This is a genomic window from Nocardioides sp. dk884 (genome assembly GCF_009557055.1).
Taxonomy (GTDB): Bacteria; Actinomycetota; Actinomycetes; order Propionibacteriales; family Nocardioidaceae; genus Nocardioides.
The window spans coordinates 3,320,183-3,338,685 of record NZ_CP045649.1 but is presented as its reverse complement, the minus strand read 5'-3'; the positions used below and the strand labels follow the sequence as shown (position 1 = coordinate 3,338,685).

At 73.8% G+C, this 18,503-nt stretch carries 20 protein-coding genes; 11 read left to right on the top strand and 9 right to left on the bottom strand.

Going from position 1 to position 18,503, the window contains the following annotated elements; all coding sequences use genetic code 11:
* Positions 1–10: 10 nt before the first annotated feature.
* A complete protein-coding gene (locus GFH29_RS16030; protein ID WP_153324785.1) occupies positions 11–1,075 on the bottom strand; it encodes an SGNH/GDSL hydrolase family protein in 1,065 nt (354 codons plus the stop codon).
* A gap of 80 nt (positions 1,076–1,155) precedes the next feature.
* On the opposite strand from GFH29_RS16030, the gene GFH29_RS16025 reads away from it, so the two are divergent.
* The 3 genes from GFH29_RS16025 (at position 1,156) to GFH29_RS16015 (ending at position 4,318) form a co-directional block, all read left to right on the top strand.
* Positions 1,156–2,547: a cystathionine beta-synthase gene (locus GFH29_RS16025; RefSeq protein WP_153324784.1), complete on the top strand. Its 1,392-nt coding sequence runs from the start codon at positions 1,156–1,158 to the stop codon at positions 2,545–2,547.
* A 116-nt stretch (positions 2,548–2,663) separates the two neighbouring features.
* Positions 2,664–3,128 carry a Zn-ribbon domain-containing OB-fold protein gene (locus tag GFH29_RS16020; RefSeq protein ID WP_153324783.1) on the top strand — a complete coding sequence of 155 codons (465 nt, stop codon included), beginning with the start codon at positions 2,664–2,666 and terminating at the stop codon, positions 3,126–3,128.
* Complete coding sequence (locus GFH29_RS16015; protein WP_267128526.1) at positions 3,125–4,318, top strand: lipid-transfer protein; 1,194 nt, start codon at positions 3,125–3,127, stop codon at positions 4,316–4,318. Before GFH29_RS16020 ends, GFH29_RS16015 begins: the two co-directional genes overlap by 4 nt.
* 108 nt (positions 4,319–4,426) lie before the next feature.
* Here GFH29_RS16015 and GFH29_RS16010 read toward each other — a convergent pair whose 3' ends face one another.
* A complete protein-coding gene (locus tag GFH29_RS16010; RefSeq protein ID WP_153324782.1) occupies positions 4,427–4,990 on the bottom strand; it encodes a TIGR03086 family metal-binding protein in 564 nt (187 codons plus the stop codon).
* A gap of 58 nt (positions 4,991–5,048) precedes the next feature.
* A complete protein-coding gene (locus tag GFH29_RS16005) occupies positions 5,049–5,414 on the bottom strand; it encodes a YchJ family protein (RefSeq protein ID WP_153324781.1) in 366 nt (121 codons plus the stop codon).
* Positions 5,415–5,473: 59 nt separating this feature from the next.
* On the opposite strand from GFH29_RS16005, the gene GFH29_RS16000 reads away from it, so the two are divergent.
* The 7 genes from GFH29_RS16000 to GFH29_RS15970 are packed head-to-tail and all read left to right on the top strand — an operon-like array spanning position 5,474 to position 12,097.
* Positions 5,474–6,877, top strand: coding sequence for an ATP-binding protein (locus GFH29_RS16000; protein WP_153324780.1), 1,404 nt, complete (start codon positions 5,474–5,476; stop codon positions 6,875–6,877).
* 30 nt (positions 6,878–6,907) lie between these two features.
* Positions 6,908–8,929 carry a vWA domain-containing protein gene (locus GFH29_RS15995; protein WP_153324779.1) on the top strand — a complete coding sequence of 674 codons (2,022 nt, stop codon included), beginning with the start codon at positions 6,908–6,910 and terminating at the stop codon, positions 8,927–8,929.
* Between the two features lie 22 nt (positions 8,930–8,951).
* Entirely contained in the window at positions 8,952–9,731 is a 780-nt protein-coding gene (locus tag GFH29_RS15990) for a TSUP family transporter (RefSeq protein ID WP_153324778.1), read from the top strand.
* Positions 9,732–9,738: 7 nt separating this feature from the next.
* Positions 9,739–10,386: a YigZ family protein gene (locus GFH29_RS15985; RefSeq protein ID WP_153324777.1), complete on the top strand. Its 648-nt coding sequence runs from the start codon at positions 9,739–9,741 to the stop codon at positions 10,384–10,386.
* Positions 10,383–10,772: a pyridoxamine 5'-phosphate oxidase family protein gene (locus tag GFH29_RS15980; RefSeq protein ID WP_194288973.1), complete on the top strand. Its 390-nt coding sequence runs from the start codon at positions 10,383–10,385 to the stop codon at positions 10,770–10,772. Before GFH29_RS15985 ends, GFH29_RS15980 begins: the two co-directional genes overlap by 4 nt.
* Positions 10,769–11,548 (top strand): VOC family protein, encoded by a 780-nt coding sequence (locus GFH29_RS15975; protein WP_194288972.1) that lies wholly within the window; start codon positions 10,769–10,771, stop codon positions 11,546–11,548. Before GFH29_RS15980 ends, GFH29_RS15975 begins: the two co-directional genes overlap by 4 nt.
* Before the next feature lie 36 nt (positions 11,549–11,584).
* Positions 11,585–12,097 (top strand): DinB family protein, encoded by a 513-nt coding sequence (locus GFH29_RS15970; protein ID WP_153324776.1) that lies wholly within the window; start codon positions 11,585–11,587, stop codon positions 12,095–12,097.
* Between the two features lie 25 nt (positions 12,098–12,122).
* Here GFH29_RS15970 and GFH29_RS15965 read toward each other — a convergent pair whose 3' ends face one another.
* From GFH29_RS15965 to GFH29_RS15955, 3 genes are all read right to left on the bottom strand, one after another.
* Positions 12,123–12,974, bottom strand: coding sequence for an ABC transporter permease (locus tag GFH29_RS15965; protein WP_153324775.1), 852 nt, complete (start codon positions 12,972–12,974; stop codon positions 12,123–12,125).
* Positions 12,974–13,984, bottom strand: coding sequence for an aliphatic sulfonate ABC transporter substrate-binding protein (locus GFH29_RS15960; RefSeq protein ID WP_153324774.1), 1,011 nt, complete (start codon positions 13,982–13,984; stop codon positions 12,974–12,976). Before GFH29_RS15960 ends, GFH29_RS15965 begins: the two co-directional genes overlap by 1 nt.
* Positions 13,985–14,071: 87 nt before the next feature.
* Positions 14,072–14,917, bottom strand: a complete 846-nt coding sequence (locus tag GFH29_RS15955; protein ID WP_153324773.1) for an ABC transporter ATP-binding protein — start codon at positions 14,915–14,917, stop codon at positions 14,072–14,074.
* Between the two features lie 209 nt (positions 14,918–15,126).
* Between GFH29_RS15955 and GFH29_RS15950 the strand changes: the two genes are divergently transcribed.
* Positions 15,127–15,630 carry a GNAT family N-acetyltransferase gene (locus GFH29_RS15950; RefSeq protein ID WP_153324772.1) on the top strand — a complete coding sequence of 168 codons (504 nt, stop codon included), beginning with the start codon at positions 15,127–15,129 and terminating at the stop codon, positions 15,628–15,630.
* Between the two features lie 28 nt (positions 15,631–15,658).
* Here GFH29_RS15950 and GFH29_RS15945 read toward each other — a convergent pair whose 3' ends face one another.
* From GFH29_RS15945 to msrA, 3 genes are all read right to left on the bottom strand, one after another.
* The gene (locus GFH29_RS15945; RefSeq protein ID WP_153324771.1) at positions 15,659–16,987 is read right to left on the bottom strand and encodes an ABC1 kinase family protein; all 1,329 of its coding nucleotides are present in this window, start codon (positions 16,985–16,987) and stop codon (positions 15,659–15,661) included.
* Positions 16,988–17,012: 25 nt separating this feature from the next.
* Entirely contained in the window at positions 17,013–17,630 is a 618-nt protein-coding gene (locus tag GFH29_RS15940; RefSeq protein WP_153324770.1) for a hypothetical protein, read from the bottom strand.
* Between the two features lie 187 nt (positions 17,631–17,817).
* Entirely contained in the window at positions 17,818–18,471 is a 654-nt protein-coding gene (gene msrA / locus GFH29_RS15935; protein ID WP_153324769.1) for a peptide-methionine (S)-S-oxide reductase MsrA, read from the bottom strand.
* Positions 18,472–18,503: the final 32 nt, after the last annotated feature.

Below are 18,503 nucleotides of genomic sequence, written 5' to 3'. Positions count from 1 at the left end.
TGCGGATCGGCTAGGAACCGGCGGGGGTGGGCTCGCCGCCCGCGGGGGCGTTCTCGGGCTCGATCTGCTCGGGGCCGGTGGGCTCGGGGCCCTCGCTGCGGGTCTGGGGGCGGCGGCCGCGGTGGCGCATCTCCACCCACAGCCCGCGCACGCCGAGGCGGTGGCCGCCGACCTCGGTGCCGTCGAGCTCGGTGCCGGGGTTGTTGACCGCCTGGACCGCCGCCTTGCTGATCGGCAGGATCGCCTCGCCGCGCATCGACTCGATGCGCTCCTCGTCGTCGGGGATCACGCCGACCGCGGCGAGGATCGAGGGCAGCAGGATGCCGGCCGCGGCGCGGTAGCCCTGGGCGGAGGGGTGGAAGCGGTCCGGGCCGAACAGCAGCGCCGGCGCGGCCGCGAACTCCGGGCCGAGGATCGAGCCGATGGAGACGGTGCGCCCGCCCTCCTCGATCGCCGCGATCGTCTGGCCGGCGGCCAGGCGCCGCGACCACGCGCGGGCGATCTGCTTGAGCGGGGGAGCGATGGGCTTGATCGTGCCCAGGTCCGGGCAGGTGCCGACGACGACCTCCACGTCGGCTGCGCGCAGCCGACGTACCGCCTCCTGGAGGTGGCGCACCGAGGCCGACGGCATCACGGTGTGGGTGACGTCGTTGCCGCCGATGAGGATCACTGCGACGTCGGGCTGGATCGGCAGGGCCTTGTCGACCTGCTCGGCGAGGTCGGAGGACTTGGCGCCGACGACCGCGAGGTCGCGCAGATAGACGCGTCGCTCCGCGTGCTCGGCCACGCCGCTGGCCATCAGCGCGCCGGGAGTCTCCTCGACGCGCGCCACGCCGTACCCGGCGGCGCTGGAGTCACCGAGGACGACCAGCTTGACCGCGGGGCCGGGCCGGTCGCGGCCGTACCAGCCGGTGGGGTCCGGGGGCGGGTCGTCGAGGAGCGGGCCGATCGCCTTGCGGGCCAGCTTGGCCTCGGCGGTGAGGACGCCGTACAGGGTGCCCCCGAGCATGGTCAGACCGCCGCCGCCGTAGGCCGCAGCGGAAGCCAGCTTGCGTGCTGCTGCTGCCTTTCCCACAGGCCGAGTCTACGGAGCGTTACCGGCCGGTCGCGGGCAGGGTTTGCCCATCTGACGGTGCCCCGCCCTAGATTGGCCGAATGCAGTACGTCGACTCGCTCCTGGACCTGATTGGCAACACTCCGCTGCTGCGCCTGCGCCGGACGCTGGACGGTCTCGCCGACCGCCCGGGGCCGATCGTGCTGGCCAAGGTGGAGTACCTCAACCCGGGCGGGTCGGTGAAGGACCGCATCGCCACCCGGATGATCGAGGCGGCGGAGGCCTCCGGGGCGCTGCAGCCCGGCGGCACCATCGTCGAGCCGACGTCGGGCAACACCGGCGTCGGGCTGGCGATGGCGGCCCAGGAGAAGGGCTACCACTGCATCTTCGTGTGCCCGGACAAGGTCAGCGAGGACAAGCGCAACGTGCTCAAGGCCTACGGCGCCGAGGTCGTGGTGTGCCCGACGGCCGTCGACCCCGAGCACCCGGACTCCTACTACAGCGTCTCCGACCGGCTGGCCTCCCAGCCCGGCGCGTGGAAGCCGGACCAGTACTCCAACCCGCACAACCCGCGCTCGCACTATGAGACCACCGGCCCGGAGATCTGGAAGCAGACCGACGGACGCATCACGCACTTCGTGACCGGCATGGGCACCGGCGGCACGATCAGCGGCGTCGGGCGCTACCTCAAGGAGCAGAACCCCGACATCCAGGTCGTCGGCGCCGACCCGGAGGGCTCGGTCTACTCCGGCGGCTCGGGTCGCCCCTACCTCGTCGAGGGCGTGGGCGAGGACTTCTGGCCCGACACCTACGACCGCGGGGTCGCCGACCGGGTCATCGAGGTCTCCGACGCCGACTCCTTCGCCTTCACCCGCCGGCTGGCCCGCGAGGAGGCGCTGCTGGTCGGCGGCTCCTCCGGCATGGCGGCGTACGCCGCGGCGCAGCTCGCCCACGAGCTGGCCGAGCAGGGCCGCGAGGACGCCGTGATCGTGGTGCTGCTGCCCGACTCCGGGCGCGGCTACCTCACCAAGATCTTCAACGACGAGTGGCTCGGGCAGTACGGCTTCCCGACCTCGCAGAAGGCCGCCGCCCAGTCGGTCGGCGAGGTGCTGCGCGGCAAGGACGGGCGGCTGCCCGACCTCGTGCACACCCACCCCGGCGAGACCATCGCCGAGGCCGTGCAGATCCTCCAGGAGTACGGCGTCTCGCAGATGCCGGTCGTGCGCGCCGAGCCGCCGATCGTGGCCGCCGAGGTCGCGGGCTCGGTCTCCGAGCGCGACCTGCTCGACGCGCTGTACGCCGGGCACGCCCGCCTCACCGACCGGGTCGACGAGCACATGTCCGACCCGCTGCCGACCATCGGCTCCACCGAGCCCGCGGAGGCCGCCGTACGACTGCTGGAGAAGGCGGACGCGGTGCTGGTGCACGAGGACGGCAAGCCGATCGGCGTGGTCACCCGTCACGACCTGCTCACCTTCCTCGCCCGCGGCTGAGCGGCGGGCCGGGCCTCGCCCCGGACCACTCCGGCTCGGTGGGACGAAGCCCGCGCGCGGTCGGTGACGCGTGCCATAGTCGGCACCCGTTGCAGTTGTCGAGGCTGAGGGGTCCCATGACGTCGTCATCGTCCACGCCGGTCATCGAGGGGTGGTTCACCACCGGCCCCGAGCCGCGGCTCATCGGGTCGCGGTGCACCGCCTGCACCACCGTCTACTTCCCGCCGGTGCCGGGCAACGAGGGCTACTGCCGCAACCCCGCCTGCGACGGTGAGGTCTTCGAGACCGCCGAGCTGTCGCGCCGGGGCCGGATCTGGTCCTACACCGACGCCCAGTACCAGCCGCCGGCGCCGTACATCGCGCCGAGCGACCCGTTCGTCCCGTTCGCGCTGGCGGCCGTGGAGCTCCCGGAGGGGCTCACCGTGCTCGGCCAGGTGGCCGAGGGCTACGGCGTCGACGACCTCAGCGTGGGCGCCGAGGCCGAGCTGGTGGTGGAGACGCTGCACACCGACGAGACCGGGGAGCGCACCGTGTGGCGCTGGAAGCCGGTCACCGAGCTGGGCGAGGAGGCCGACCAGTGAGCACCGACAACGCGGTCGTCGCCGGGGTGGGCATGCACCCCTGGGGCAAGTGGGGCCGCAACTTCGTGACCTACGGAGTGCACGCCGCCCGCGCGGCGCTCGCCGACGCCGGCGTCCCGTGGACCGACGTCGACCTGGTGGTGGGCGGCGAGACCGTCCGCAACGGCTACGCCGGCTACGTCGCCGGCGCGACCTTCGCCCAGGCGCTCGGCTGGAACGGCGCCCGCGTCGCCACGTCGTACGCCGCGTGCGCGACGGGCGCCCAGGCCCTCGACACCGCCCGCACCCGCATCCTCGCCGGGCTGTGCGAGGTGGCGCTGGTGGTCGGCGCCGACACCACGCCGAAGGGCTTCCTGGCCCCCAACGCGGGCGAGCGCTGGGACGACCCCGACTGGCTGCGCTTCCGGCTGCTGGGCATGACCAACCCCGCCTACTTCGCGCTCTACGCGCGCCGGCGCATCGACCTCTACGGCGCCACGCCCGCGGACTTCGCCCAGGTGAAGGTCAAGAACGCCCGCCACGGCCTGGAGAACCCGAACGCCCGCTACCGCAAGGCGGTCAGCGTCGAGGACGTGCTGGCCAGCGCGGTGGTCTCGGACCCGCTGCACCTGCTCGACATCTGCGCGACCTCCGACGGCGCGGCCGCGGTGGTGCTGGTCAGCGCCGACTACGCGCGGCGCCACGGGCTCACCGACCCGGTGCGCCTGCGCGCGGTGTCGACGGTGACGCCGACCTTCCCCAACACCGTGATGGACATGCCCAACCTGGCCACCGACTCGAGCGCGGCGACCGGCGCGGGGGAGCGGACCTTCAAGGAGTCGATCGCGCACGCGGCGTACGAGGAGGCCGGACTCGGGCCGGACGACGTCGACCTCGCGGAGGTCTACGACCTGTCCACCGCCCTGGAGCTGGACTGGATGGAGGACCTCGGGCTGTGCAAGCGCGGCGAGGCCGAGCAGCTGCTCCGCGCCGGCGAGACCACCATCGGCGGCCGGATCCCGGTCAACCCCTCCGGCGGCCTGGCCTGCTTCGGCGAGGCCGTCCCCGCCCAGGCGCTGGCCCAGGTCTGCGAGCTCACCTGGCAGCTGCGCGGCCAGGCGGAGGGCCGCCAGGTCGAGGGCGCCCGGGTCGGCATCACCGCCAACCAGGGCCTCTTCGGCCACGGCTCCTCGGTGATCCTCAGCCGCTGAGGCTCCGCCCGCGGTTCGGGTTGAATCGAGACTTCTGACGGCCGAGTCGAGACTTTTCACGGTCGAGTCGAGACTTCTGCGCGCGAATCGCGGGCTCGTCCACAGCTCTCAGCCGGGGCGCCGCCCGAGCAGGGCGGCGAGCCGGTCGGCAGCGGGTGCGGCGTCGTCGACCGGCTGGGGCGGCGCGAACGGCGTGCGGTCCACCGGCAGCCGCGTCATCAGGCGCCGGCTGGCCTGTAGGGCCCGTTGGGACACCTGCTCGGGCACGTCGAGCGACCGCCCCGTGGCGCGGGCGACGTCCCAGCCGTGGGTGAGCGTCTCGATGGTGCGCAGCTCGGCGATGGCGCCGAGGGGCAGCGGTCCGATGCCGGTGGGGTACTCACCCGGGCCGGCGACGGCCAGCGCCTCGCGCAGCGTGTCGCCGGCCGACTCCAGCACGTCGGGCAGCACCGCGTCGGGCATGTCGTCGACCTCCGCGGAGACCTCGGACAGGTCGTAGGGCACACCGGTCAGCGATGTCGTGAACGCCTGCTCACCGACGACGAGGTGGCGCACCACCGCTGCCACGTCCCAGTCGGGGCACGGCGTCGTCCGCGACCAGTCCGCGGCGTCCAGCCCCCTGGCCAGCGCGGCCACGGCGCGGTGCGCGTGGGCGAGGTCCTCGAGGTCCATCTTCGGAGCATGGGCGCGAGGTGCGGTCCCCGCAAGGGTCCTGCGGCACCCTCCCGGGTCAGTCGACGTCGCCGTCGACGTAGAGCCACCGCCCGGCCCGCTGCTCGAAGCGGGAGCGCTCGTGCATCCGCCCCGGACCGGCCGGGCTCTCCCACCGGGCCTCGAACTCCACCCAGTCCTCACCCGCGGCGAGGACCGTCAGCCCGGTCCATCGGGTGCTCGGGTCGTGCGTCACGTCGGTAGGGCGGGTGCGGGGGTGCCAGGTGCGCCAGACGTACGCCGTGTCGCCCACGGCGTACGCCGCGTAGCGCGAGCGCATCAGCTCCTCGGCGCTGCCCGCCTGGGCGGCCCCGCGGTGCAGGCGTCCGCAGCACGCGTCGTAGGGGTCACCGGATCCGCACGGGCACTCGCGTCGCAGCTGCACCGGGGAACCGTAACCGGCGCGACCCCTGGGGTGTGGTCCGCCGCAGTAGCGTGAGGAACGTGACTGCTGCCACTTCCGCCCCCGCCCCCGGCGCCGCCACCCTGGGTGAGCTGCGCGCCTCCGGCCACGTGCACAAGCCGCTGCGCACCGAGATCCGCGACAACCTGCTGGCCCGCCTGCGCTCCGGCGAGGACCCGTGGCCGGGCCTGCACGGCTTCGAGGACACCGTCATCCCTCAGCTCGAGCGCGCGCTGATCGCGGGCCACGACGTCGTGCTGCTCGGCGAGCGCGGCCAGGGCAAGACCCGCCTGCTGCGCACCATGGTCGGGCTCCTCGACGAGTGGACCCCCGTGATCGCCGGCTCCGAGCTCGCCGAGCACCCCTTCGACCCGATCACCCACGTCTCCCGGCGTCGCGCCGCCGAGCTCGGCGACGACCTGCCGATCACCTGGCGCCACCGCGACGAGCGCTACGCCGAGAAGCTCGCCACCCCCGACACCTCGGTGGCCGACCTGATCGGCGACGTCGACCCGATGAAGGTCGCCGAGGGCCGCACCCTGGGCGATCCCGAGACGATCCACTTCGGGCTGATCCCGCGCAGCCACCGCGGCATCGTCGCGATCAACGAGCTGCCCGACCTCGCCGAGCGGATCCAGGTCGCGATGCTCAACGTGATGGAGGAGCGCGACATCCAGATCCGCGGCTACGTGCTGCGCCTGCCCCTGGACGTGCTCGTGGTGGCCAGTGCCAACCCCGAGGACTACACCAACCGCGGGCGCATCATCACCCCGCTCAAGGACCGCTTCGGCGCCGAGATCCGCACCCACTACCCCCTCGAGCTGGCCGCCGAGGTCGCCGTGGTGCGCCAGGAGGCCGACCTGGTCGCGGAGGTCCCCGACTACCTCGTGGAGATCCTGGCCCGCTTCACCCGCAACCTGCGCGAGTCCAGCTCGGTCGACCAGCGCTCGGGGGTCAGCGCCCGGTTCGCGATCGCCGGCGCGGAGACCGTCGCGGCCTCGGCCCTGCACCGTGCCGCCTCGCAGGGCGAGGAGGACCCGGTCGCCCGGGTCGTCGACCTCGAGACGGCCGTGGCCGTCCTCGGCGGCAAGATCGAGTTCGAGAGCGGCGAGGAGGGGCGCGAGGACGAGGTGCTCACCCACCTGATGCGCACCGCGACCGCCGAGACCGTGCGCCAGCACCTGCGCGGGCTCGACCTCGGGCTGCTCGTCGAGGCGATCGAGGCCGGCGCGATGGTGACCACCGGCGAGCAGGTGACCGCCCTCGACTTCCTCGCCGGCCTGCCGGTGCTCGGCGAGTCCGAGCTGTACGACGAGATCTGCGAGCGCCTCGGCGCCACCAGCGACGGGGCGCGCGCGAGCGCGATCGAGCTGGCCCTGGAGGGGCTCTATCTGGCCCGCAAGGTCGGCAAGGACACCGACGGCGCGGAGACCGTCTATGGCTGAGACCCGCGCGCACCCGGACCGGGAGGCACGATGAGCAGGGACCGCACCCGCTTCAAGCGCTACGACGGCGGCGACCCGCTCGCCGCGCCGGTCGACCTCGGCGAGGCGCTCGACGCCATCGGCGAGGACGTCATGGCCGGCTACAGCCCCGAGCGGGCGATGAGCGAGTTCCTGCGCCGCGGCGGGCAGGACCAGCGCGGCCTCGACGACCTGGCCCGCCAGGTGGCTCGCAAGCGCCAGGAGCTGCTCTCGCGCCACAACCTCGACGGCACCATGCGCGAGGTGCAGGAGCTGCTGGACAAGGCCGTGCTCGAGGAGCGCAAGCAGCTGGCCCGCGACGCGATGATGGACGACGCGGACCGCGCGGTGCGCGAGATGCAGCTGGCCAACCTGCCCCCGAGCCCGGCGGCCGCGGTCAGCGAGCTCTCGTCGTACGACTGGCAGAGCCGCGAGGCCCGCGAGGACTTCGAGAAGATCAAGGACCTGCTCGGCCGCGAGCTGCTCGACCAGCGCTTCGCCGGGATGAAGCAGGCCCTGGAGGGCGCCACCGCCGAGGACCGGGCCGCGGTCGAGGAGATGCTCGGCGACCTCAACGACCTGCTCGAGAAGCGCCGGCAGGGGATCGACACCCCGCAGGACTTCGAGTCGTTCATGGACAAGCACGGCGACTTCTTCCCCGAGAACCCCCGCGACCTCGACGAGCTGCTCGACACCCTCGCCGAGCGCTCGGCAGCCGCCCAGCGGATGCTGAACTCGATGACCCCCGAGCAGCGCGAGGAGCTCATGGAGCTCTCCGCGCAGGCGTTCGGGTCCCCACAGCTGATGGAGTCGCTGAACCGCCTCGACGCCAACCTGCAGTCGCTGCGCCCCGGTGAGGACTGGGACGGCTCGGAGCAGATGGGCGGCGGGGAGGGCCTCGGGCTCGGCGACGGCACCGGGGTCTTCCAGGACCTCGCGGAGCTCGACGGGCTCTCCGAGCAGCTCTCGCAGTCCTACGGCGGCGCGCGGATGGACGACCTCGACCTCGACGCGCTCGCCCGCCAGCTCGGCGAGCAGGCCGCGGTCGACGCGCGCACGCTCCAGCGCCTGGAGAAGGCGCTGCGCGAGCAGGGCACGATGCGCCGCGACTCCACCGGACAGCTCCAGCTGACCCCCAAGGCGATGCGCCAGCTCGGCAAGGCGCTGCTGCGCGACGTCGCCCAGCGTCTCTCGGGTCGCCAGGGCCAGCGCGAGCTGCAGCAGGCCGGCGCCGCGGGGGAGCGCTCCGGGGCCACCCGCGAGTGGGCCTTCGGCGACACCGAGCCGTGGGACATCCCGCGCACCATCCTCAACAGCGTCCGGCGCCGGGCCGCGGAGGGCGGGTCCTCGCGGCTGCTGGAGATCGGCGACGTGGAGGTCCAGGAGACCGAGGCCCGCACCCAGGCGTGCGTCGCGCTGCTGGTCGACACCTCGTTCTCGATGGCCATGGACGGTCGCTGGGTGCCGATGAAGCGCACCGCCCTGGCGCTGCACACCCTGATCCGCTCCCGCTTCCGCGGCGACGACCTGCAGCTGATCGGCTTCGGGCGGCACGCCGAGGTGATGGAGATCGAGCACCTCACCGGCCTGGACGCGATGTGGGACAAGGGCACCAACCTGCACCACGCCCTGCTGCTCGCCAACCGCCACTTCCGCAAGCACCCGAACGCCCAGCCGGTGCTGCTGATCGTCACCGACGGCGAGCCGACCTCCCACCTCGAGCCGAACGGCGAGGTGTTCTTCAGCTACCCGCCGCACCCGCTGACCGTCGCCTACGCCGTGCGCGAGCTCGACAACGCCCGGCGCCTGGGGGCGCAGACGACGTTCTTCCGCCTCGGCGACGACCCGGGCCTGGCCCGCTTCGTGGACTCGATGGCGCAGCGGGCCGAGGGCCGGGTGGTCGCCCCGGAGCTCGACGACCTGGGCGCCGCGGTCGTGGGGTCCTACCTCGGGAGCCGAGCGCGCGGCGGCCGCTCGGGTGCCGACGCACCGTCGTACGACGGCCGGTTCGGGCGAGGTTTCTGGGTCGACTGACAGCGCGCCTAGGATCACGCCGGTGGACGACCCCAGCCTGACCGTGCTCGTCCTGCTGGCCCTGGCCGCGGTGAGCGCCGGCTTCGTCGACGCGGTCGTGGGCGGCGGCGGGCTGATCCAGCTCCCGGCGATCCTGCTCGGCCTGCCCGGAGCCAGCCCGGTGCAGGTGCTGGCGACCAACAAGCTCGCGTCGTTCTGCGGCACCTCGGTGAGCGCGGCGACGTACTACCGCCGGGTCAGACCGGACCCGCGCACGTTCGGGCCGCTGATGGCGCTGGCCTTCGTGGGCTCCGTCGGCGGGGCCTTCGTGGCCGCGCAGATCCCCAAGTCCGCCTTCGAGCCGATCGTGCTCGTGGTGCTGGTCGTGGTGGGCGCCTGGGTGCTGCTGCGCCCGTCGCTGGGGCAGGCGACCTCGCTGCGCTTCACCGGCCACCGCCACCTGCGGGTGGCGATGCTGGTCGGGCTGGCGGTCGGGTTCTACGACGGGGCGATGGGGCCGGGCACGGGGAGCTTCTTCACGATCGCGCTGGTCGGGCTGATGGGGTACGGCTTCCTCGAGGCCTCGGCCAAGACCAAGCTGGCCAACTGGGCCACCAACCTGGCCGCGCTGTGCGTGTTCATCCCGCACGGCGCGGTGATGTGGAAGATCGGCCTGGTGCTCGGCGCGGCCAACCTGGTCGGCGGCTACCTGGGCGCGCGCACCGCCGTGGCCCGCGGTGCGGGCTTCATCCGGGTGTTCTTCGTGATCGTCGTGGCGGCCTTCGTGATCCGCATCGGCGGCGACCTGGTGGGGATCTGGTGAGCGGGCGGTGACCGGCTACCTCACCGTCGCCCGGGACGCGGAGGCCGAGATCGAGGTCAAGCGGTCCCGGTTCCTGTGCACCCTGGAGCGCGTCGAGGACGAGGCCGCGGCGCGCGCGGTGGTGGAGCGGCTGCGCCGCGCGCACTGGGACGCGCGGCACCACTGCTCGGCGTTCGTCCTCGGCCCGCCGCCGGTCCCGGTCGAGCGCTCCAGCGACGACGGGGAGCCGGCCGGCACCGCGGGCGCACCGATGCTGGAGGTGCTGCGCGGCTGGGAGGGCTCCGGGGTCAGCGACGTGGTGGCGGTGGTGACCCGCTGGTTCGGCGGCACCCTGCTCGGCGCCGGCGGGCTGGTGCGCGCGTACGGCGACGCGGTGCGCGCCGGGCTGGCCGCGAGCGGCACCGTGCGGCGCCTGCTGGTCCGCGAGCTGCTGGTGGAGGTCGGCCACGCGGACGCCGGCCGGGTCGAGACCGAGCTGCGCCACCGCGGGGTCGCGGTGCTGGACGCGACGTACGCCGCGACGGTGACGCTGCGCCTCGGGGTCGAGCCCGAGGAGGAGCCCGCGCTGCACGCGCTGCTGGCCGAGCTGAGTGCCGGCACGGCCCTCGCGGTCCCTGCCGGGGAGCGCTGGGTCGACGTACCCTCGGGCTCATGAGCATCCCCGTCGACCTGGCCGACCTCGCGCGCACCCTCGCCGACTTCGGGCCGGGCTACCTGCTCACCACCACCGACGGGGTGGTGCGTGCGGTCAGCGCCGAGCCGCAGGTGGTCGACGGGGTCCTGGTGGTGCCCGACGCTGGCCGTCGTACCAGCGCCAACATCGCCGCCAACCCCACGGTCACGCTGCTGTTCCCGCCGCGCGAGGAGCGCGGCTACTCGCTGCTCGTCGACGGCACCGCGACCGTGGACGGCGAGATCGCGCGGGTCACGCCGGGCTCGGCGGTGCTGCACCGGCCCCGCCGGCACGCCGACGGCGAGGCCGACGCCCCGCACGTCGCCTCGCACGACGGCTGCGGGGCCGACTGCAAGCCGGTCGGATGAGCGCCGGCGCGGGGATCGAGCCGCTGCGCCCGACCTGGGCGACCGCGTTCCTCGACCTCGCGCCCGGAGCCGCCGAGCGGGTGGTGCCGTTCTGGTGCGCGGTGACCGGCTACGCGCTGTCGCCGTGGCGCGGGGAGCACGACGAGTTCGCGACCCTGCTGCCTCCGGACGGCGCCGACGACCACCTCTGCGTGCAGCGTCTCGGGCGCCTGGACACCGGCCCGTGGCGGGTCCACCTCGACCTCACCGTCGCCGCGCCGGGGGAGGACGTCGGGCCGGCCGCGGTGCGCGCGGTGGCGCTCGGCGCCCGGGTGCAGGCCGGTCCCGAGGGGTACGCCGTGCTGTCCTCGCCCGGCGGCTTCGTGTTCTGCCTGGTGAGCCACCCCGGCGCCCGGCGTGCCGCGCCGGCCACCTGGCCCGGCGGGCACCGCTCCGTGCTCGACCAGGTCTGCCTGGACGTGCCGGCGGAGCTGTGGGAGGCGGAGTGCGCGTTCTGGGCCGCGCTCACCGGGTGGGAGCTGCGCGAGAGCGATCCGGAGTTCCGCCACCTGGTGCGCCCCGAGGGGTTCCCGGTCCGGGTGCTGCTCCAGCGCCTCGACGACCCGGCGCCCGCGGTGAGCGCGCACCTCGACCTGGCCGCCGACGACCGGGCGGCGGAGGTGGCGCGCCACGAGACCCTCGGCGCGCGGGTGCTCGCCACCTGCGCGCAGTGGACGGTGCTCGCCGACCCGGTCGGGACGGCGTACTGCGTCACCGACCGGCGGCCCGGATCCTGAGCGGCTCCCGGGCCCGGGGGCGCTAGTGTGCCCGCCATGGATCTCGCCGAGATGGACCCGGCCGCCGACGAGCGCACGATGCTGCTCGGCTTCCTCGACCGGCACCGCGACCGGTTCCGGCGCCGGTGCTCCGGGCTGAGCGCGGCGCAGCTGAACACCCCGCAGCCGCCCTCGGACATGACGCTGGGCGGGATGATGAAGCACCTCGCCTACGTCGAGAGCTGGTGGACCACCGCGGTCCTGCTCGGTCGCGAGCAGCCGGAGCCGTGGCTCTCGGTGGACTGGGACGCCGACGAGGACTGGGACTGGCACAGCGCCGCCGACGACACCCCCGAGCAGCTGCGCGAGCTCTACGAGGCCGAGGTGACGGCGGCCGACGCGATCATCGCGGCCGCGGCGCTCGACGACCGCGCCGTACGTCCCCGCGGACACGACGGACAGCACGTCAACCTGCGCTGGATCCTGGTCCACCTCATCGAGGAGTACGCCCAGCACAACGGGCACGCCGACCTGATCCGTGAGTCGATCGACGGGCAGACCGGGAACTGACGTCTGCGTGCCCGTCCCGTGACGCTCAGGTCCAGCGGCGTACGGCCCAGCGCTCGACGAGCCCGAGCAGCGCGTCGGAGAGCTTGCCGATCACCGCGAGCAGCACGATCGCGAGCAGCAGCCGGTCGGTGCGGCCGTTGTTCTGCGACTCGATGAGCAGGTAGCCCAGACCCTGCGAGGACGCGATCAGCTCGGCGGCCACGAGGAAGAGCCACGACTGAGCGAGCGCCAGGCGCAGGCCGGAGAAGAGCGCGGGGACGACCGCGGGCAGCTGGACGGTGGCGAGCAGGCGCAGCCGGCGCAGCCCGAATGCGCGGGCGGCCTCGACGAGGTTGCGGTCCACGTGGCGCAGCGCCAGCGAGACGGTGGTGAAGACCGGGAAGCTGGCCCCGATCGCGATCAGGGTGATCTTGGAGTCCTCGCCGATCTTGAGCCACAGGATCAGCAGCGGGACCCAGGCCAAGGAGGGGACGGCGCGCAGCGCGCCGATGGTCGGGGCGAGCAGCAGGTCCGCGACCCGGGACAACCCGACGAGCGCGCCCAGCGCGGTCCCGATCGCGGCGCCGATCGCGAACCCGATCAGCACCCGCTGGGTGGAGATGTGGACGTGCTGCCACAGCAGGTCGCGCTCGATCAGCCCACGTGCCGCTTCGACCACTGCGCCCGGCGCGGGGAGCTGGACGGCGCTGAACACCCCCGAGGAGGTGAGCAGCTGCCACAGCCCCAGCAGCGCCAGCGGGAGCAGCGCCCCGCCGACCACCCGCACGAGGGTGCGCTCGTGCCAGGCGCCCGCGGGCGGCGGGACCAGGCGCGGCTCGTCGGTCGCGGTGCTGGCGGGGCTGGCGGTCGACGCCGTACCCGTGCTCGCCCCTGGCATCAGCCGACCTTCGCGGCGTCGGCCTTCGCCGCCCAGGTGTCGTCCAGCAGGACCTCGAGGGCGTCGTCGATCTGGCCCTGCTCCTCCACGTCGCCGGTCTCGACGAACAGCGGCCCGACGGTCTCCAGCACCTCGCGCTGCGCCTGGCCGGGGACGTGGTCGAAGTCGAGGTTGGTGCGCTCGGTCAGCACGGTCCGGGCGACGTCCTCCTCGATGCCCGCCTCCTCGGCCAGGATCGTGACCGCCTCGTCGGGATTGGCCTGCACCCACTCGCGGGCCTTGGCGTAGGCGTCGACGACCAGCTGGGCGAGCTCGGGCTCGTCCTCGAGGAAGTCCTCGGTGGCGTTGAGGAAGCCGTAGGTGTTGAAGTCGATGTTGCGGTAGATCAGCTCCGCGCCGTCGGTCTGGGCGTCCGCCATGATCGGGTCCAGGCCCGCCCAGGCGTCGACCGCGCCGTTCTGCAGCGCGGTCGCGCCGTCGGCGTGCTGGAGGTTCTCGATGGAGACCTTCGAGCGGTCCACCCCCTCGGCCTCGAGGGCCTGGACCAGGAAGAAGTACGGGTCGGTGCCCTGGGTGGCCGCGACCTTCTTGCCCTCCAGCTGGGAGAGCTCGGTGATCGAGGAGTCCGGGCCGACCACGACCGCGGCCCACTCGGGCTGGGAGTAGATGTCGATGGTGCGGATCGGGGAGCCGTTGGCCCGGGCCAGCAGCGCGGCCGAGCCGGCCGTCGAGCCGATGTCGATGGCGCCGGCGCGCAGCGACTCGTTGGCCTTGTTCGAGCCGTCGGACTTCACCCAGGTCACGTCGACGCCCTCGTCGGCGAGCGCGTCCTCGAGCCAGCCCTGGTCCTTGATCACCAGGCTGAGCGGGTTGTACGTCGCGTAGTCGATCTCCAGCGCGCGCGAGTCCTCCTCGGAGGCCTCGCCCTCGGCGCAGGCGGTGGCGCCGGCGAGCACGGTGCTGGCGGCGACGAGCGCCGCGATGGTGCGGCGCAGGTGGTGCGTCGTCATCGGTGGTTCCTTCGGTTGCGGGCACGGTGTGCCGGGGGTGGGTTCCGAGTCGTGGGCGTGCCGGCCGGGCTGGCGGCGGGGCGCGGGTCAGTGGCGGTGCGCGTCGACGCCGAGGCTCTCCAGCAGCCGGCTGCGCAGGGCGGCGAGCTCGACGGAGCCGCGGTCGCGGGGCCGGACGCCGGGCACCGGCACCAGCTGGCTCACCGAGGCGGCCGGGTCGTCGCCCGTGCGGCCGAGGACGACCACCCGGTCGGCCAGCTGGAGCGCCTCGTCGACGTCGTGGGTGACCAGCAGCACCGTCGTGGGGCTGCCCCCGTGCACCGCGAGCAGCAGGTCCTGCATCTTCAGGCGGGTGAGGGCGTCGAGGGCGCCGAACGGCTCGTCGAGCAGCAGCACGCCGGGCCGGCGAGCCAGGGCGCGCGCCAGCGAGGTGCGCTGGGCCATGCCGCCGGACACCTCGCGCGGACGCAGGTCGGCCTGGTCGGCGAGGCCGACGAGCTCGAGCAGCTCCTGGACCCGCGCCGCGCCGGCGCGGCGGTCGGTGCCGGCGGGCAGGCCCAGCGCGACGTTGGCGCGCAGCGTGCGCCAGGGCAGCAGGCGCGGCTCCTGGAAGGCGACCGCGCAGCGCTCGTCGTACGCCCGGACGGGGGTGTCGGCGATCAGCACCTGCCCGGTGGTGGGGGTGTCGAGGCCCGCGGCGCCGCGCAGCAGGGTGGACTTGCCGCAGCCGCTGGGACCGAGCAGGGCGACGACCTCGCCGGGTGCGATCTCGAGATCGATGCCGCGCAGCACCGCGCGAGCCTGCGAGCCGCTGCCGAAGCTGCGCCCGACCTGGGCGAAGCGCAGCGGCAGGGCGTCGGCACCGCCGGCGGCGGTGACGGAGGTGCTCGTCGCCGCGGGGGAGCGGCGGAGCGCCGGGCTGAGCAGACTCATCGGACCTCACTGGAACGTGCTTGCTGGCAACTAGGTCACTAAAACATACTGTTTTAATGTTCTTAGAGCCAGTGTGCCAGCCGCCGAGGCTCCGCGGCGCGTCCGGGGGCGCTCCGGGTGATCGGGCCTGCCTCTCGCGGCGTCGGCGGGTCCGCTCAGCCGGCGGAAGGGGCCGAGCGCCCGGGAGCCGGGGCGCTAGCGTCGCCGCCATGGGACGGATGATCCGCACCGCGACCGACACGGACTGGCCGCAGATCTGGCCGTTCCTGCAGGAGACGGTGCAGGCGGGGGAGACCTACGCCTACCCGCTGGACCTCACGCCGGAGGCCGGGCGGCGGCTGTGGATGCAGGCGCCGCCGGGACGCACCGCGGTGCTCGTGGAGGACGGCGAGGTGCTCGGCAGCGCCACGATGGGGCCGAACCGGCCGGGCCGCGGCAGCCACGTCGGCACCGCGTCGTTCCTCGTGGCACCGGCCGCCCGCGGTCGCGGGGTGGGGCGCGCCCTGGGTGAGCACGTCGTGCAGTGGCACCGCGACCAAGGCTTCCGGGCGATCCAGTTCAACGCCGTGGTCGAGACCAACACCGCCGCCGTACGCCTGTGGCAGGCGCTCGGGTTCCGAATCGTCGGCACCGTGCCGGAGGCCTTCGACTCGGCCGCCCACGGCCTGGTCGGATTGCACGTGATGCACCTGCCGCTCGACGCCGGCGACTGATCCGCCGGGCCGCTGGCGATCTGCGCGGTCAGGCGAAGCCGGGGAGGTGCTCGATCAGCAGGTCGCGGAACGGCGCCTCGCACTCCAGCTGGCACAGCATGCCGACGCCCCCGAGCCAGGTGCGGTGGATGAGGAGGTACTCCGGGGGCAGGTTGAGCTTGACCGCGAGCGTGTACGACGGGTCGCGGGGGTTGTTGAGCCGCTGGAACTGCTCGCGCATCCACTCCCGCGAGAACCGGAAGGTGTCGACCTGCGCGGGCTCCACGAACGGCAGCAGGTAGTCCAGCAGCAGCTGGGGGTCGATGCGGATGTTGGCCTTGACGAACCCCTCCGCGCGCAGGCCCTCGAGCAGCGCCTCGCCGTCCCCGTCGGCGGCGGTCCGGATCAGGCGTCCCACGGCCTCGGGGAAACGGCGATCGGGCAGCCGCGCCACCGCGCCGTAGTCGAGGACCCCGAGGCGACCCGGTGAGCCGTCCTCGGTGGGCAGCGGGCGGAAGTTGCCCGGGTGCGGGTCGGCGTGCAGCATCCCGGTGCGCGCGGGCGCGGCGACCAGGAAGCGGGCGAAGAGGGTGCCGTAGTGGTCGCGCTCCTCCTGGGTGCCCTCCGCGATCACGCGCGCGAGGGACCCGGGCCCCTCCATCCACTCGGTGATCAGGGTGCTGTCGCCGGCGGCCACGACCGCGGGGACCACGATCTCGGGGTCGTCGCGGAACGCCTCGTGGAACGCGGTCTGTGCCTCGGCCTCGAGGCGGTAGTCCAGCTCGTCGGCGGCCCGGTCCTGCAGCTCGGCGATGAGCGGCTTGAGGTCCATGCCGGGCACCAGCGGACCCAGGGTGCGCGCCATCGCGGCGAGCTGCTTGAGGTCGGAGCGCAGCGCCTCGCCGGCGCCGGGGTACTGCACCTTGACCGCCACTTCGCGCCCGTCGGCCCAGCGGCCGCGGTGCACCTGCCCGATCGACGCGGCGGCCGCGGGGCCGCCATCGAGGCGGACCAGCTGCTTCTTCCAGTCCGGGCCCAGGTCGCGGGCGAGCGCCTCGCGCACCTGCTGGGTCGGCATCGGGGGAGCGGCGTCCTGCAGCCGGGTGAGGCTCTCGCGGTACGGCGCCGCGACCTCCTCGGGCAGCGCGCCCTCGAGCACGGAGAGCGCCTGGCCGAACTTCATCGCCCCGCCCTTGAGCTCGCCCAGGGTGCGGAACAGCTGCTCGGCGGTGCGCTGCTGGATGTCGGACATGACGTCCTCGCCGGGTCGCCCGGCCATCCGCTTGCCGAGCCCGATCGCGCTGCGCCCGGCGTACCCCAGGGGCAGCGCGGCCAGCCGCGCGGTGCGAGCCGCAGCCTTGCGGGGCAGGTCGGTCATGCCTCCCAGTGTGCCCGGCGGTCGGTCACCCCTTCGTACCCCTCGCCGAGTCGGCCCCGAGGTTTGCGCGAGTCGGCGCCAATGGCGCGTCGAGTCGGCGCTCATGGCGGCGTACGGCGAGCAGCGCGGCCGTGACTAGGGTGGCCAGGCCGGCGCCCGTGAGGCCGACGGCGACCCAGACCTCCGGTCCATCGCCGGCCATGCGCGCAGGCAGTCGAGGCACGCTCTCGACCATGACCAGGCTCCGCGAGGACGGGTGGATGCCACGGCAGGTGACCTCGACCGAATCTGACGACGGCCGCAGCACCGTGAAGCCCACCCAGTCCGCGGCGCCGCCGTCGCGGCGGTAGGTGCCGTCCGGGGCCTCGGTCGGCACCTCGGCGCCCGAGGCGTCACGGGCCGTGCAGGTGGGCGTCCGGTCGAAGGTCCAGATCATCAGCGGACGGTCGCCGTCCACCTCGACCCGGTGGGCACGCCCGTCCACCGGGACGACGGAGTCGTCCGACCAGTGGGGGTATCCACCCATGTGGGTCATCACGACCACGATCCACGCCACGACGGCAGCCAGGATCAGGGCGAGCCCGCAGAGCCCGGCCCAGAGGGCCCTCCGCGGGTGGGAGGTTCTCCGGGCGGCGACAGTCATGACCGGAACCTAGCCCCCGGAGCGCCAGCCCGTCGGCCGGCCGGCGGGCTAGACCAGGCCTCGGTCGCGGCGGCGGTAGCTCAGGAAGAGGCACCCGGTCTCGGACCGGCGCCACCATTGGCGCCGACTCGCGCAACCATTGGCGCCGACTCGCGCAACCATTGGCGCCGACTCGGCGAACGAGGGGTCAGGCGGTGGCGGGGAAGCGGACGCCGGTGTTGGAGTGGCAGCGGTAGCCGTGGGGGTTCTTGGCGAGGTACTGCTGGTGCACGTCCTCGGCGTAGTAGTACGGCGTCTCCGCGGCCGGGCGGATCTCGGTGGTGATCTCGCCGAGGCCGCGGCGGGCGAGCTCGGTGGCGTACACCGAGGTCAGCTCGCGGGCGGTCGCCTCCTGCTCGGGGGTGGTCCAGTAGATCGCCGAGCGGTACTGGGTGCCGACGTCGTTGCCCTGGCGCATCCCCTGCGTCGGGTCGTGGACCTCGAAGAACCGCTTCACCAGGTCGGCGTAGGAGACCTGCGCGGGGTCGAAGACCACGCGGATCGCCTCGGTGTGGTTGGTGCCACCGCTGCAGACCTCCTCATACGACGGGTTCGGCGTGGTGCCGCCGGCGTACCCGACCGAGGTGGACCAGACGCCGGGGATCTGCCAGTAGATCTCCTCGGCGCCCCAGAAGCAGCCCAGCCCGAAGACCGCTACCTCGTAGCCGGCCGGCGCCTCGTCGGTGACCAGCGGGGTGCCGAGCACGAGGTGCTTCTCGGCGAGGTGCCAGGGGCGCTCGGTGCGACCGGGCAGCGTGGCGTCCGGGGCGAGGAGCTGGCTCTTGGTGCGGGAGAAGAACACGGGGGACTCACTTCCTGGGGGTGGGGCCTGCC